Source organism: Enterobacter roggenkampii, from assembly GCF_001729805.1.
Lineage (GTDB): Bacteria > Pseudomonadota > Gammaproteobacteria > Enterobacterales > Enterobacteriaceae > Enterobacter > Enterobacter roggenkampii.
Window position 1 is genome coordinate 3401124 of sequence record NZ_CP017184.1, and the last position, 14239, is coordinate 3415362.

Genomic DNA, 14239 nt, shown 5'->3' on the forward strand with positions numbered 1-14239 from the left:
TCAACGCTTGTTGGAGTGCGACATCGGCAAAAAGTGCCGGATTAATCATCCTGAGGCACAAAACAGGCGCGAAGACGTGGGTTGGTCAGCAGCCACATCAGCGCCACGATATCAGCAACCACCAGCGCAACGCCGATGCCCGTCAGCGGTTCACCGTACCACCAGAGTACCGGCTGCCAGAAGAGCAGCGCAATCTGGGCAAGGATCAGCAGCCCGCGAAGCGCGCGCCACAAGCGCGGGATTACGTGCCGCCGACCGCTGCACAAGAAAGCCACCACCGCCGGTACGCCCGGCAGCAAGCCGAGCCAGAAGGCATCGTGATCGGGATAAAAGAGCGTCAGCAGCGTGTCGCCCTGCCCGCGCGACGCGGCGGCCATCACGAACAGCACCCAGGTCCGAGCCTGAAGCAGCAGAACGCACCAGAATAAAAAGGGCAGCCTGACGCGCCCCTGCGCGTCATAGTCTGCCGGATGGATCTCAGTACTCTTCATCTTCGATGAGACGCTTTCCTAAACTCAGCACGTCAGCGTGTACGTAGCCCAGGCGTTCATACATGCCCAGCACCACGTCGTTATCTTCCCGCACCATGATCTGGATTTTCGGACAGCCGCGGGCGATCAGCTTCTTCTCGAGCCGGTTGAGCAGCGCATTGGCAATACCGCGACCACGGTATTCCGGATGGACGCCCAGATAATAGGCCGAGCCGCGATGGCCGTCATAACCGCCCATCACCGTCCCCACAACCTCGCCATTGACTTCCGCAACCAGAAACAGACTGACGTCGTGATTCACCTTACGTTCGATATCCATTTCCGGATCGTTCCACGGACGCAGCAGATCGCAGCGCTCCCAAAGGGTGATCACCTCTTCGAAATCTTCCTGGCGAAAAACGCGTATCTCCATGGTATTAACCGCCTTTTCGGGTTTAAAAACAGTGATTATGGCGCGAACCACGCCTTTAGCCAATAACCGGGGAAAATCTCGCCAAAATTTGGCATAATGTCACTTTGTCACGTATTGAAATGAAAAGTAAAACAATTCTCAATAAGGACTGTCGTAACGCTAAACGCGATACGATATAACACCAGGACCCCATTTTTTAGTATTCAGGCCGCATGAGCACATTCAAACCATTAAAAGCACTCACATCGCGTCGTCAGGTTCTCAAAGCGGGGCTGGCGGCCTTAACGTTAACGGGCATCGCAAAGCAGGCTCAGGCAAAAGACGAGAGCACGCTTAAAACCAGTAACGGACACAGCAGACCGAAAACCAAAAAGCCGGGCGCAAAGCGCCTGGTGATGCTCGACCCGGGCCACGGCGGTATTGATACCGGCGCCATCGGCAAAAACGGGTCGAAAGAAAAACACGTCGTGCTGGCGATTGCAAAAAATGTGCGGGCGATTTTACGCAGCAACGGCATTGACGCGCGTCTGACGCGCTCTGGCGACACCTTTATTCCGCTGTACGATCGCGTAGAGATCGCCCACCAGCACGGGGCGGATCTGTTTATGTCGATTCACGCGGACGGCTTTACCAACCCCTCTGCCGCCGGTGCCTCGGTGTTTGCGCTGTCCAACCGCGGCGCCAGTAGCGCCATGGCAAAATACCTCTCCGACCGCGAAAACCGGGCGGATGAAGTCGCCGGGAAAAAAGCCACCGACAAAGACCACCTGCTACAGCAGGTGCTGTTCGACCTCGTGCAGACGGATACGATCAAAAACAGCCTGACGCTCGGCTCGCACATCCTGAAGAAGATTAAGCCAGTGCATCGCCTGCACAGCAGGAGCACCGAACAGGCGGCGTTTGTGGTGTTGAAATCACCGTCTATCCCGTCCGTGCTGGTGGAAACCTCGTTCATTACCAACCCGGAAGAGGAGCGACTCCTCGGCACCACGGCGTTTCGTCAGAAGATCGCCAACGCCATCGCCTCCGGCATTATCAGTTACTTCAACTGGTTTGATAACCAAAAAGCGCACTCCAGGAAACGTTGATGAAACCCAATGCTCAACTGGTCAAAACCTTCCTGCTGCAGCTGCAGGACGAAATTTGCCAGAAACTGGCCGCCGCTGACGGCGGAGAATTTCAGGAAGACAACTGGCAGCGCGAAGCCGGCGGCGGCGGGCGTAGCCGCGTGCTGCGTAACGGCGGCATCTTCGAACAGGCGGGCGTGAATTTTTCCCACGTTCATGGCGACGCGATGCCCGCGTCTGCGACGGCACACCGTCCTGAACTTGCGGGCCGCAGCTTCGAAGCGATGGGCGTTTCGCTGGTGGTGCATCCGCACAATCCGTTTGTGCCGACCAGCCACGCCAACGTGCGCTTTTTCATTGCGGAAAAAGCGGGGGCCGATCCGGTCTGGTGGTTTGGCGGCGGTTTCGACATGACGCCCTACTACGGCTTCGAAGAGGATGCCGTGCACTGGCACACCACCGCACGGGATCTTTGCCTGCCGTTTGGCGAAGACATTTACCCGAAATTTAAAAAGTGGTGCGATGACTACTTTTACCTGAAGCACCGCGACGAGCAGCGCGGCATCGGCGGGCTGTTCTTTGACGATCTCAACACGCCTGATTTTGATACCGCATTCAGCTTTATGCGCGCGGTAGGCGAAGGCTATACCGACGCGTACCTGCCCATCGTCGAATGCCGTAAAGACACCAGCTATGGCGTGCGCGAGCGCGAGTTCCAGCTCTACCGTCGCGGGCGCTACGTGGAGTTCAATCTGGTATGGGATCGCGGGACGCTGTTTGGCCTGCAGACCGGCGGGCGCACGGAGTCGATTCTGATGTCGATGCCGCCGCTGGTGCGCTGGGAGTACTGCTACGAGCCAAAAGAAGGCAGCCCGGAGGCTGCCTTGAGTGAGTTCCTTAAAGTACGCGACTGGGTTTAACTGCCGGATGGCGCTGCGCTTATCCGACCTGCTCAACCTGTAGGTCGGGTAAGCGAACGCGCCACCCGACTCACAAGGCTTACAGCGGCTGCGTCTGCGCCTCAACCACCGCCAGCGCCACCATATTCACGATACGGCGCACGGAGGCAATCGGCGTTAACACATGCACCGGCTTCGCCACGCCCATCAGCACCGGTCCTACGGTCACCCCTTCAGAGCTGGAGACGCGCAGCAGGTTGTAGCTGATACGCGCCGCCTCCACGTTCGGCATAATCAGGATGTTCGCCGATCCCTTCAGCGGGCTGTCCGGCATACGTTCGTTGCGGATGCTCTCCACCAGCGCCGCATCGCCGTGCATTTCCCCGTCAATCATCAGCTCCGGCGCGCGCTCGCGCACCAGCGCCAGCGTCTCACGCATTTTGCAGGCCGCCGCTGATTTGGACGAACCGAAGTTAGAGTGCGACAGCAGCGCCACCTTCGGCTCGATACCGAAGCGGCGCACGGTCTCGGCGGCCATCACGGTGATCTCCGCCAGCTCGTCCGGGCTCGGATCGTCGTTAACATAGGTGTCAGCGATAAAGGTGTTCCCGCTCGGCAGCAGCAGGGCGTTCATCGCCCCGGCGGTATGGACGCCGTCGCGATAGCCGAAGATCTCCTGCACCACGCTAAAGTGCTCGTGGTAGTCGCCGATGGTGCCGCAGATCAGCGCATCCGCCTCGCCGCGATGGACCATGATCGCGCCGATCACCGTCGTGTTGCTGATGACGGCTTTCTGCGCCTGCTCCTGGGTGATCCCCCGGCGCTTCATGATCGCGTAGTATTCGCTCCAGTACTCTTTGAAGCGCGGATCGGATTCGTTGTTGACGATCTCGAAGTCGACGCCCGGCTTAATCTGCAGGCCCAGCTTCTGGATACGCATTTCAATCACGCTCGGACGACCAATCAGGATCGGTTTCGCCAGGCCTAAGGTGATCAGCTCCTGGGTGGCGTGCAGCACGCGCGCCTCTTCCCCTTCCGCCAGCACCACGCGCTTCGCGTCGGCGCGCGCCTGAGAGAAGATCGGCTTCATGAACAGGTTGGTTTTATAGACAAACTCGGTGAGCTTATCGACGTAAGCGTCGAAGTCTTCAATCGGACGCGTCGCCACGCCGGAATCCATCGCCGCTTTTGCCACCGCAGGGGCAATTTTGACAATCAGACGCGGGTCGAACGGTTTTGGAATGATGTAGTCCGGGCCAAAGCTCAGATCCTGATCGCCATAGGCTGAGGCAACCACTTCACTCTGCTCGGCGTGGGCCAGCTCCGCAATTGCGTGCACCGCGGCCAGCTTCATCTCTTCGTTGATCGCCGTCGCGCCGACGTCCAGCGCGCCGCGGAAGATGAACGGGAAGCAGAGCACGTTGTTCACCTGGTTCGGGTAGTCGGAACGCCCGGTGCAGATAATGGCGTCTTCACGCACCGCTTTCGCCAGCGGCGGCAGAATTTCCGGCTCAGGGTTCGCCAGGGCCAGGATCATTGGCGCGCGCGCCATCTTCTTCACCATCTCCTGGGTCAGCACTTTCGGACCCGAGCAGCCGAGGAAGATATCCGCGCCGTCAATCACGTCCTCAAGCGTGCGCTTGCCGTCGTCTTCTACCGCATACGCCGCTTTGGTTTCCGCCATGTTCGGCTCGCGATCTTTGTAAATCACCCCTTTGGAGTCGCAGACCACAATGTTGTGTTTCTGCATCCCCAGCGCCACCAGCAGGTTCATACAGGCAATCGCCGCCGCACCTGCGCCGGACACCACCATGCGCACGTCGGAGAGATTTTTCTCAACCACGCGCAGGCCGTTGAGAATGGCGGCGGTGCTGATAATGGCCGTTCCGTGCTGGTCGTCATGGAACACGGGAATGTTCATACGCTCGCGCAGCTTCTGCTCGATATAGAAACATTCCGGCGCTTTGATGTCTTCCAGGTTGATCCCACCGAAGGTCGGCTCCAGCGCGGCCACCACGTTGATGAATTTGTCAGGATCGAGCTCGTCCACCTCGATATCAAACACGTCGATACCGGCGAATTTCTTGAACAGCACCCCCTTGCCTTCCATCACCGGCTTACCGGCCAGCGCGCCGATGTTACCGAGCCCCAGTACCGCCGTGCCGTTAGAGATCACGGCAACAAGGTTGCCGCGCGCGGTGTATTTATAGGCCGCCAGCGGATCTTTTTCGATCTCCAGACACGGGGCCGCCACGCCCGGCGAGTAGGCCAGCGCCAGATCGCGCTGGGTCGCCAGCGGCTTGGTTGGGGAGACCTGAATTTTGCCCGGGACAGGGAACTCGTGAAAATCGAGGGCACTCTGTTTCAACTGCTCATCCATCTTATTTTTCCTTTCACGTATCGGTCAAAAGGGTGACGAAAACGATCCGGTTGCACACCCTGGTGTGCCGCCTAGTATCGCCTCAGGCCGCCTCCTAAACTTTGAAGGCTGCCAAACTCTCACCATCACACATTAAAAATTGTTATCAATTTATAACAGCCATGTTACCCGTCTCAAAAGCAATGCCTCCCCCGTCTGCTATGCTTTTTTGTTAAGTCCATCATGATTTTCTCAGAAGTGTGAACTAACGCACTCATCTAACTCTTTTATTTCCAAGGAGTAATCATTTATGAACCAGCTAGACGGCATCAAACAATTCACCACGGTGGTGGCAGACAGCGGCGATATCGAGTCGATTCGCCACTATCAGCCGGAGGATGCGACCACCAACCCTTCGCTACTGCTCAAGGCAGCCGGGCTTACCCATTTTAGTCATCTGATTGATGACGCCATTGCCTACGGAAAACAGCGCGGGAAGACGCAGGAACAGCAGGTCGCCGAAGCCAGCGACAAGCTGGCAGTTAATTTTGGTGCGGAAATTCTTAAAAGCATTCCGGGGCGCGTCTCGACCGAAGTTGACGCCCGCCTTTCGTTCGATAAAGAAAAGAGCATCAACAAGGCTCGCCGCCTGGTGGAACTCTACCAGGAGCAGGGGATCGATAAATCACGCATTCTGATCAAGCTGGCGTCGACGTGGGAAGGCATCCGCGCGGCAGAGGTGCTGGAAAAAGAGGGAATTCACTGCAACCTGACGCTGCTGTTCTCCTTTGCCCAGGCTCGCGCCTGTGCCGAAGCGGGCGTGTTCCTGGTGTCACCGTTTGTTGGCCGCATCTACGACTGGTACCAGGCGAAACAGCCGATGGATCCGTACGTGGTGGATGAGGACCCGGGCGTGAAATCGGTGCGCAATATCTACGACTACTACAAGCAGCATCGCTACGAAACTATCGTGATGGGGGCCAGCTTCCGCCGTACCGAGCAGATCCTCGCCCTGGCGGGCTGCGACCGCCTGACCATCTCCCCTAACCTGCTCCAGGAGCTACAGGATAAAGAAGAGACGGTCATCCGCAAGCTGATCCCCACCTCTACCGTTCTGCCAAAACCGAAAGCCATGACCGAAGCCGAATTCCGCTGGGAGCACAATCAGGACGCCATGGCCGTGGAAAAACTGGCGGAAGGTATCCGCCTGTTCGCCGTCGACCAGCGCAAACTTGAAGATCTTCTCGCTGCCAAACTTTAACCTTGCCACGGAGTGAACTATGTCCCGTAAAGAGCTCGCCAATGCCATCCGCGCCCTCAGCATGGATGCCGTGCAGAAAGCCAATTCTGGCCATCCCGGCGCACCGATGGGCATGGCCGATATTGCCGAAGTGCTGTGGAACGACTTCCTGAAGCACAACCCCAACGATCCCACCTGGTACGATCGTGACCGCTTTATTCTCTCCAACGGCCACGCCTCGATGCTGCTCTACAGCCTGCTGCACCTGTCCGGTTACGATCTGCCGCTTGAGGAGCTGAAAAACTTCCGCCAGCTGCACTCCAAAACCCCGGGGCACCCGGAGATTGGCTATACGCCGGGCGTGGAAACCACCACCGGGCCGCTCGGTCAGGGGCTGGCCAATGCGGTCGGGCTGGCGATTGCCGAGCGTACGCTGGCGGCACAGTTCAACCAGCCGGACCACAAGATTGTCGATCACTACACCTACGTGTTTATGGGTGACGGCTGTCTGATGGAGGGGATCTCCCATGAGGTCTGTTCCCTGGCGGGCACCCTGGGGCTCGGCAAGCTGATTGGCTTCTACGATCACAACGGCATCTCCATCGACGGGGAAACCGAGGGCTGGTTCACCGACGACACGGCAAAACGCTTCGAGGCCTACCACTGGCACGTGGTGCACGAGATCGACGGCCACGATCCTGAGGCGGTGAAAAAAGCGATTCAGGAAGCGCAGAGCGTGAAGGACAAACCGTCCCTGATTATCTGCCGCACGGTTATCGGCTTCGGCTCACCGAACAAGGCGGGTAAAGAAGAGGCGCACGGCGCGGCGCTGGGTGACGAAGAAGTGGCGCTGACCCGGCAGAAGCTGGGCTGGAAGTACCCGCCGTTTGAAATCCCGAAAGAGATCTACCGGGCGTGGGATGCCCGTGAAGACGGTGAGAAAGCCCAGCAGGCCTGGAACGAGAAATTTGCCGCCTACAAAAAAGCGTACCCGGAGCTGGCCGCCGAGTTTTCCCGGCGCATGAGCGGCGGTCTGCCGGAGGACTGGGACGATAAAACCCAGGCGCTGATTGAAAACCTGCAGTCCAACCCGGCAAAAATCGCCACCCGTAAGGCGTCGCAAAACACCCTGAATGCGATTGGCCCTCTCCTTCCTGAGCTGCTGGGCGGCTCGGCGGATCTGGCACCGAGTAACCTGACCATCTGGTCGGGCTCAAAATCGCTGAAAGAAGACATTGCCGGGAACTATATCCACTACGGCGTGCGCGAGTTCGGAATGACCGCGATCGCCAACGGCATCGCCCACCACGGCGGCTTCGTGCCCTACACCGCCACCTTCCTGATGTTCGTCGAGTACGCCCGTAACGCGGCGCGCATGGCAGCGCTGATGAAGGCGCGGCAGATTATGGTCTATACCCACGACTCCATCGGTCTGGGAGAAGACGGCCCCACCCACCAGGCGGTGGAACAGCTGGCGAGCCTGCGTTTAACGCCCAACTTCAGCACCTGGCGCCCGTGCGATCAGGTCGAAGCGGCAGTGGGCTGGAAGCTGGCGGTAGAACGCCATAACGGCCCGACGGCGCTGATCCTGTCACGCCAGAACCTGACGCAGATTGAGCGCACGCCGGAGCAGGTGAAAAACATTGCCCGCGGGGGCTATATCCTGAAAGACAGCGGTGGCAAGCCGGACGTGATCCTGATTGCGACCGGTTCCGAGGTGGAAATCACGGTGAAAGCGGCGGAAAAACTGACCGCCGAAGGCCACGCGGTGCGCGTGGTGTCCCTGCCCTCAACGGATATCTTTGACGCCCAGGACGAGGCGTACCGGGAATCGGTGCTGCCCTCTAACGTCGCGGCGCGCGTGGCGGTGGAGGCCGGTATTGCCGACTACTGGTACAAGTATGTCGGGCTCAAAGGGGCGATTGTTGGGATGCGGGGCTACGGTGAGTCCGCCCCTGCCGACAAGCTGTTCCCGTACTTTGGCTTTACCGTTGAGAACGTGGTAGAGAAGGCGCTGAGCGTGATTTAGTGCGGTCTGCGTTGCCGGGTGGCGGCTACGCCTTACCCGGCCTACAAAACCACCAAACCGTAGGCCGGGTAAGCGACAGCGCCACCCGGCAAAAAGCTACCGGGTGATCCACAGCGTGGGCCAGGCGTCAGGCCCGTTCCAGTTATCGCAGCTCGGCTCTTCGGCATAACGCACCAGGCGGAAACGCTGGCCGTCAAACCGCCAGCGCGTCTGGATCCCACAATCCCCCATACCGCGCCCCAAAGAGAGCGTGGTCAGCTCGCGCGTCTTTTCATCAAAGCTGGCGTTCATCAACTCGATTTCGCTGCTGTCGCTTGACGGCGTAAACGGCAGACGCAGCCTCACGCTGCGGGCAGAGAGCGGTTTTTTACGTGACACCAGCCACGCCAGATCGACCGTGTTATAGGCCCCCGCCTCGCAGCTGACGATCAGCAGCGCTTTGTCATCGGTTAACGCGGTGACGCGCACTTCGCGACGGTTAGGATCCAGCGAGCACTGGCTGCTGTTCATCCTGCCGGTACCATAATCCAGCAGATCGTTCAGTTCGGCATGGGAAAGCGGTGTTGGGGTAGGATTAACGATCGCCACCTTTTTCAGGGCAGGTGCGGGCGGCACGCTTAACGGCGGATCGTCACCTTTCTTGATCCACGCGGTTTCGCTGCCAACGCGCTTTTGCTGGGCATCAATGAACAGCAGCGCGGCTTTCAGACCGGCCAGTGAAATCACCTGCTTACCGCCTCGCAGAGTCAGGGCTTTTCCTTCCTGGATGTTTTTCAGAAAGGCGGTGATGGTGGCCGCATCGTCCGTTTTTAGATGCCAGGGGGTGAGCTGCCAGCGCTGTTTGTCGAGCTTCAGGGGAACATTATCCAGCAGCAGCCGCGGGGCAATATCCGGCTCTTTCACGGAAGGCGTATCAAGACCGCCGAGATCGATACGCAGCGTGGCATCCGTTTTCGCCCCGGCGCTCCGGGTGAGCGTCATGACCAGACCGCGGTGTTCGCCCGTGTTGCGGGCAAGGCAAAAGTTCTGGTTATTGCAGGTCACCTGCCAGTCAGAGAAGGCTTGCTGCGCGGGTGCAGCCCGCACCTGCGGCGCGAGGAGCACACAAAACAGGGAAAATAAAAAGACGCTGTAGCGCATGAATGACACAATCCCGGAACGAAAACGCATAACAGGGCAGTATCTTCGTGTTCCCGCCGGGGTTGCTCAATCGGATTTATCAGATATACCTGAAAAACAGGCTATATCCGTTCGAAAGGGGTGTTCATCAGCCCGGTTGTCTGTAAATACTGCAGCAATATCACCGCTTTACCATCCCTGATTTCGCCTGAACGCACCATCTCCAGCGCTTGGGCAAAAGGAAGCTCCAGCACGTCGATATCTTCATCCTCTACGCCACCGCCCCGGTGCGTGCGCTGTGCGTCGCTGTATTCAGCAATGAAGAAATGGACAATTTCCGTCACGCCGCCCGGGGACATGTACAGCTCGAAGACCTTTTTGACCTCGCCCACTTCAAAGCCGGTCTCTTCGACGGCCTCTTTGCGGATGCAGACTTCCGGCTCATCGTCATCGAGCAGGCCCGCGCAGGTTTCAATCAGACGTCCGTCAGGATTGCCATTGACCCATGTTGCCACCCTGAACTGACGGATCAGCACCACGCTCTGCTTTTCACGGTTATAGAGCAGGATGGTTGCTCCGTTACCACGGTCATAGACCTCGCGCTTGTGGCGGATCACTTCACCGTTGTTACGTGTAAGATCATAGGTGATGTTACGCAGGACAAAGTAGTTTTCAGAGAGAATTTTGTCTTTGATAACGTCAATTTTCAGGGTCATACGGGCTCCACGGCACAATGAGTCGTCCTATACTACGCCGTGAATCCCGCTTTGTCGTCCGCCGGATTAATGATGTTGTGGTACATCCAATCCCAGCCAGTCGAGTATCCCCTGCGCGGCATGACGCCCTTCCGCCATCGCGGTGACGACCAGATCCGCGCCGCGTACCGCATCGCCCCCGGCGAAGATCTGCGGGTTGGTTGTCTGATAACGGTAGCGGCTCTCGACCGAGGCCACGATCCGCCCCCAGTCGTCCGTTTCAACCCCCTGCGCCTGCAGCCACGGCATCGCGTGCGGATTAAAGCCAAACGCCATGATGACTGCATCCGCGGCCACCACAAACTCGCTGCCCGCCACCGGAACGGGCCGACGACGCCCCTGCGCATCCGGCTCACCGAGCGCGGTACGCAGCATCCGGATACCGTTGACCTTACCGTTCGGATCCAGCGTCAGCTCAACCGGCTGGACGTTAAACTCAAATGACGCCCCCTCTTCTCTGGCGTTCTGCACCTCTTTCTTCGAGCCCGGCATGTTGGCCTCATCCCGACGATAGGCGCAGGTGACCGTCGCCGCGCCGTGACGTAACGCCGTGCGGACGCAGTCCATCGCGGTATCGCCTCCACCCAGCACCACTACGTTCAGGCCACGGGTGTCGATGAACGGCTCGCTGGCCGTCGCCTCCAGCCCCATAACATGCCGCGTGTTGCCTACCAGGAAAGGCAGCGCGTCGTAGACCCCTGGCGCATCCTCGTTCGGGATACCCGCCTTCATCGAACGATAGGTACCCACGCCAATAAACAGGGCGTCGTAATCGCTCTTGAGCTGCGACATCGACACGTCCTGGCCCACCTCGCAGTTCAGCTCGAAGCGGATCCCCATCGCGGTAAAGATCTCTCTGCGCCGCGCGAGCAGCGATTTATCGAGCTTAAATGCCGGGATGCCAAAGGTCAGCAAACCGCCGATCTCCGGATGCCGGTCATAGACCGTCACGCTCACGCCGCGGCGCGCCAGCACGTCGGCGCACGCCAGCCCGGCGGGCCCCGCGCCGACAATCGCGACACGTTTACCTGACGGCGTGACGGCGGACATATCCGGCCGCCAGCCCATCGCCAGCGCCCGATCGGAGATGTAGCGCTCGATGTTGCCTATCGTCACGGCCCCCGCCGCGTCACGAAGCGTGCAGGCTCCCTCGCATAACCGGTCCTGCGGGCAGACGCGACCGGTAATTTCAGGTAAACAGTTGGTCTGATGAGAAAGCTCGGCCGCGCCGGTGATATCCCCCGCGTTGAGGCGCTCAATCCACTGCGGGATGTGGTTGTGTAGCGGGCAGGTCCATTCGCAAATGCTGTGCTCTCCGCACTTCAGGCAGCGCGACACCTCGCGGGCGGCCTGTTCGGCCCGGAACGGCAGGTAAATTTCGTTAAAATGGCCCACGCGCTCTGCGCCAGCCAGCTTGTCGGGCTCGCCGCGGGGCGGGGTCGTTTGCATCTGCTGCAGTTTGGTACGCGGCGCGTCCACTCTGACGGCCTCGGCACCATGCCAGGGCTGTGCCTCCAGGCAGGCCGTGCGCTGTCGGCGCGATTTCGCCAGGTTTTCCAGCGCGGCGGGCGTCGCCAGGGAGAGGGCATCCGCCGGGCAATTTTCGATACAGGCCGGGCCGTGTGGACGCGTCAGACAGAGATCGCATTTATTCGCCGAGGCCTTCACGCTGCCATTGTCGAGCGGAGTGACGATAATCTCCATCGTGCCAAACGGGCAGGCCACCACGCAGGCCTTACAGCCGATGCATTTTTGTTGATTCACCTGTACGCTGTCATCGCATTTGCTGATGGCGCCGTTCGGGCAGCTTTGCGCGCAGGGTGCATTTTCGCAATGATGACAGGTCACGGGGTGGCTCTTCTCGCCGGATCTCAGGACCGTGATACGGGGATGAAAATGGCGCTCGCTCAGGGCATGCTGCTCATCGTTGTGCGCCATCACGCAGGCGACTTCGCAGGCGCGACACCCAATGCACTGCTGGCTGTTAGCCATAATAAAACGATTCATAACCACACCTGTTTTTGGTTCAATAACCTTTCTCTTTATAAGAGTATGGTATTTACGCATCACGGTGCGTTCGGGCAATGTTCAAATGCCTGAAGCGCCCAATTATTTCCAGTGAACCTGTGGCAGATCAATTTTATTCAGAGAGCCGTTCTGTGACCGTTAAACGACCCGTTTCCGGAAGCCTTGCCTGGGCTTTCTTTTCGATCATTGCCCTATCCGTACTCAGCAGCACCGTCGCGTTGCTGACGCTGGCAAGCAGCCAGCGCGATGCCGAAGCCATCAACATCGCTGGCTCACTGCGCATGCAGAGCTATCGTCTGGGCTACGAGATGCAGCGAAACAGCCCTTCCCTTGCGGCACATCGCGAGAGCTGGCAACAGACGCTCGGCGCGCCTGCCCTGCAGAAGCTGGATCGCTGGTACGTCCCCGACAATGTGAAAGCACGCTATCAGCAACTGCATGTGGCCTGGCAGGAGATGGATGCGCATATCGCCCGCGGCGACAGCGCGTGGTATCAACGCAATATTGAGGATTTTGTGGGCCGCATTGATGCCTTTGTGCTCGCCCTCCAGCACTACACCGAACATAAAATTCAAACGGTCACCCTGCTCTCGCTGGCTGGCGCACTCGGGATCCTGCTGCTGACGCTGTTTACCCTGCGACGCATCCGTCGCCAGGTGGTGCTGCCGCTAAACAACCTGGTGGCGGCCAGCGAACGCATTGAGCGCGGCGAGTTTGCCACCCCTGCGCCGGATAGCGCCCTGCCGAACGAGCTGGGGCAGCTTTCGCGCGCCTTTAACCACATGTCAGCCGAGCTCGATACGCTTTACCGTTCGCTCGAAGCCTCGGTTGCGGAAAAGACGCGGCACCTGCACGAAGCCCACCAGCAGCTCGACATGCTGTTCAAGTGCTCGCAGGCGCTCAATACCGGCCAGATTGACAGCCACTGTTTCCGGCATATCCTGCAGATTGTCCATGACTATACGCAGATGAATTATCTGGAACTGCGCACCAGCGACGACTGGCGGCTATGCGAAGGGACGGAGGCTGAGGGTATCCCTCTGCAAAACCTGCCGGTACTGATGCAGGACACGCTCTATGGCGAGCTGCGCTGGCAAAGCGAGGCGGACAGCGTCCCCCTTCCGCTGATGAGAAGCGTGGCGACCATGCTCGGGCGCGGGCTGTACTTTAACCAGGCGCAAAAGCATTACCAGCAGCTGCTGCTGATGGAAGAGCGCGCCACCATTGCCCGCGAGCTGCACGATTCGCTGGCGCAGGTGTTGTCGTATCTGCGCATTCAGCTTGCGCTGCTCAAACGCGCTGTGCCGGAGGACAACACCCCGGCGCAGACCATCATTACCGATTTCTCCCGCGAGCTGAACAACGCCTGGCAGCAGCTTCGCGAGCTGCTGACTACCTTCCGCCTGACGTTGAACCACGCGAATTTACCCGCGGCGCTGCAGGAGTCACTCGATGCCCTGCAGAGCCAGACGCAGGCGAAACTGCATCTCGACTGCCGCCTCTCCTCGCTGGCGCTCGACGCGCAAAAGCAGGTGCACCTGTTACAGATCGTGCGTGAGGCGGTGTTGAACGCCATTAAGCACGCGCAGGCCAGCGAGATCACCGTGAGCTGCGTGACCGCAGCGGACGGTACGCACAGCGTCAGCATTCGCGACAACGGCATCGGGATTGGCGAGGCCAGCGAGCCGCCGGGACACTACGGTCTGAACATTATGCGCGAACGCGCGCAGCGGCTTGGAGGAGTGCTGCACTTTTCACAGCCGCAAAACGGCGGCACGCTGGTCAGCGTGACGTTCCCGGCCCTTTGCCGTTAACGGGTAAATAACGGTAAAGAGGGAAG

General features: G+C 59.2%; 11 protein-coding genes. 5 read left to right on the forward strand and 6 right to left on the reverse strand.

The window, feature by feature from the left end:
- Positions 1-41 precede the first annotated feature (41 nt).
- Both BFV67_RS15985 and BFV67_RS15990 read right to left on the reverse strand, forming a co-directional pair.
- Positions 42-491, reverse strand: coding sequence for a DUF2919 domain-containing protein (locus BFV67_RS15985; protein WP_025912779.1), 450 nt, complete (start codon positions 489-491; stop codon positions 42-44).
- The gene (locus tag BFV67_RS15990; RefSeq protein WP_069598654.1) at positions 478-903 is read right to left on the reverse strand and encodes a GNAT family acetyltransferase; all 426 of its coding nucleotides are present in this window, start codon (positions 901-903) and stop codon (positions 478-480) included. Before BFV67_RS15990 ends, BFV67_RS15985 begins: the two co-directional genes overlap by 14 nt.
- A gap of 212 nt (positions 904-1115) precedes the next feature.
- Between BFV67_RS15990 and amiA the strand changes: the two genes are divergently transcribed.
- Positions 1116-1991: an N-acetylmuramoyl-L-alanine amidase AmiA gene (amiA, locus tag BFV67_RS15995; protein WP_069598655.1), complete on the forward strand. Its 876-nt coding sequence runs from the start codon at positions 1116-1118 to the stop codon at positions 1989-1991.
- The gene (gene hemF / locus BFV67_RS16000) at positions 1991-2890 is read left to right on the forward strand and encodes an oxygen-dependent coproporphyrinogen oxidase (RefSeq protein ID WP_008501616.1); all 900 of its coding nucleotides are present in this window, start codon (positions 1991-1993) and stop codon (positions 2888-2890) included. Before amiA ends, hemF begins: the two co-directional genes overlap by 1 nt.
- Positions 2891-2969: 79 nt before the next feature.
- On the opposite strand, the gene maeB is transcribed toward hemF, so the two are convergent.
- Positions 2970-5249 carry an NADP-dependent oxaloacetate-decarboxylating malate dehydrogenase gene (gene maeB, locus BFV67_RS16005; RefSeq protein ID WP_008501617.1) on the reverse strand — a complete coding sequence of 760 codons (2280 nt, stop codon included), beginning with the start codon at positions 5247-5249 and terminating at the stop codon, positions 2970-2972.
- A 289-nt stretch (positions 5250-5538) separates the two neighbouring features.
- On the opposite strand from maeB, the gene tal reads away from it, so the two are divergent.
- Both tal and tkt read left to right on the forward strand, forming a co-directional pair.
- On the forward strand, positions 5539-6489 hold the full coding sequence (gene tal / locus BFV67_RS16010; RefSeq protein WP_008501618.1) for a transaldolase: 951 nt from the start codon (positions 5539-5541) through the stop codon (positions 6487-6489).
- Between the two features lie 19 nt (positions 6490-6508).
- Positions 6509-8497: a transketolase gene (gene tkt / locus BFV67_RS16015; protein ID WP_023294253.1), complete on the forward strand. Its 1989-nt coding sequence runs from the start codon at positions 6509-6511 to the stop codon at positions 8495-8497.
- Positions 8498-8593: 96 nt separating this feature from the next.
- Here the strand turns inward: tkt and BFV67_RS16020 are convergent, their stop codons facing one another.
- The 3 genes from BFV67_RS16020 to aegA form a co-directional block, all read right to left on the reverse strand.
- Positions 8594-9637, reverse strand: a complete 1044-nt coding sequence (locus BFV67_RS16020; protein WP_069598966.1) for a DUF1176 domain-containing protein — start codon at positions 9635-9637, stop codon at positions 8594-8596.
- Between the two features lie 101 nt (positions 9638-9738).
- Positions 9739-10332, reverse strand: a complete 594-nt coding sequence (gene nudK / locus BFV67_RS16025; RefSeq protein WP_008501621.1) for a GDP-mannose pyrophosphatase NudK — start codon at positions 10330-10332, stop codon at positions 9739-9741.
- 66 nt (positions 10333-10398) lie between these two features.
- Positions 10399-12378 (reverse strand): formate-dependent uric acid utilization protein AegA, encoded by a 1980-nt coding sequence (gene aegA, locus BFV67_RS16030; protein ID WP_069598656.1) that lies wholly within the window; start codon positions 12376-12378, stop codon positions 10399-10401.
- Positions 12379-12530: 152 nt separating this feature from the next.
- On the opposite strand from aegA, the gene narQ reads away from it, so the two are divergent.
- Positions 12531-14213 (forward strand): nitrate/nitrite two-component system sensor histidine kinase NarQ, encoded by a 1683-nt coding sequence (narQ, locus tag BFV67_RS16035; RefSeq protein ID WP_069598967.1) that lies wholly within the window; start codon positions 12531-12533, stop codon positions 14211-14213.
- Positions 14214-14239: the final 26 nt, after the last annotated feature.

Excerpts from the sequence above, each read along its gene's own strand:
- tkt (WP_023294253.1), top strand. The coding sequence starts at position 6,509 with ATGTCCCGTAAAGAGCTCGCCAATGCCATCCGCGCCCTCAGCATGGAT.
- BFV67_RS15990 (WP_069598654.1), bottom strand. The coding sequence starts at position 903 with ATGGAGATACGCGTTTTTCGCCAGGAAGATTTCGAAGAGGTGATCACC.
- hemF (WP_008501616.1), top strand. The coding sequence starts at position 1,991 with ATGAAACCCAATGCTCAACTGGTCAAAACCTTCCTGCTGCAGCTGCAG.
- maeB (WP_008501617.1), bottom strand. The coding sequence starts at position 5,249 with ATGGATGAGCAGTTGAAACAGAGTGCCCTCGATTTTCACGAGTTCCCT.
- BFV67_RS15985 (WP_025912779.1), bottom strand. The coding sequence starts at position 491 with ATGAAGAGTACTGAGATCCATCCGGCAGACTATGACGCGCAGGGGCGC.
- BFV67_RS16020 (WP_069598966.1), bottom strand. The coding sequence starts at position 9,637 with ATGCGCTACAGCGTCTTTTTATTTTCCCTGTTTTGTGTGCTCCTCGCG.
- tal (WP_008501618.1), top strand. The coding sequence starts at position 5,539 with ATGAACCAGCTAGACGGCATCAAACAATTCACCACGGTGGTGGCAGAC.
- amiA (WP_069598655.1), top strand. The coding sequence starts at position 1,116 with ATGAGCACATTCAAACCATTAAAAGCACTCACATCGCGTCGTCAGGTT.
- aegA (WP_069598656.1), bottom strand. The coding sequence starts at position 12,378 with ATGAATCGTTTTATTATGGCTAACAGCCAGCAGTGCATTGGGTGTCGC.
- nudK (WP_008501621.1), bottom strand. The coding sequence starts at position 10,332 with ATGACCCTGAAAATTGACGTTATCAAAGACAAAATTCTCTCTGAAAAC.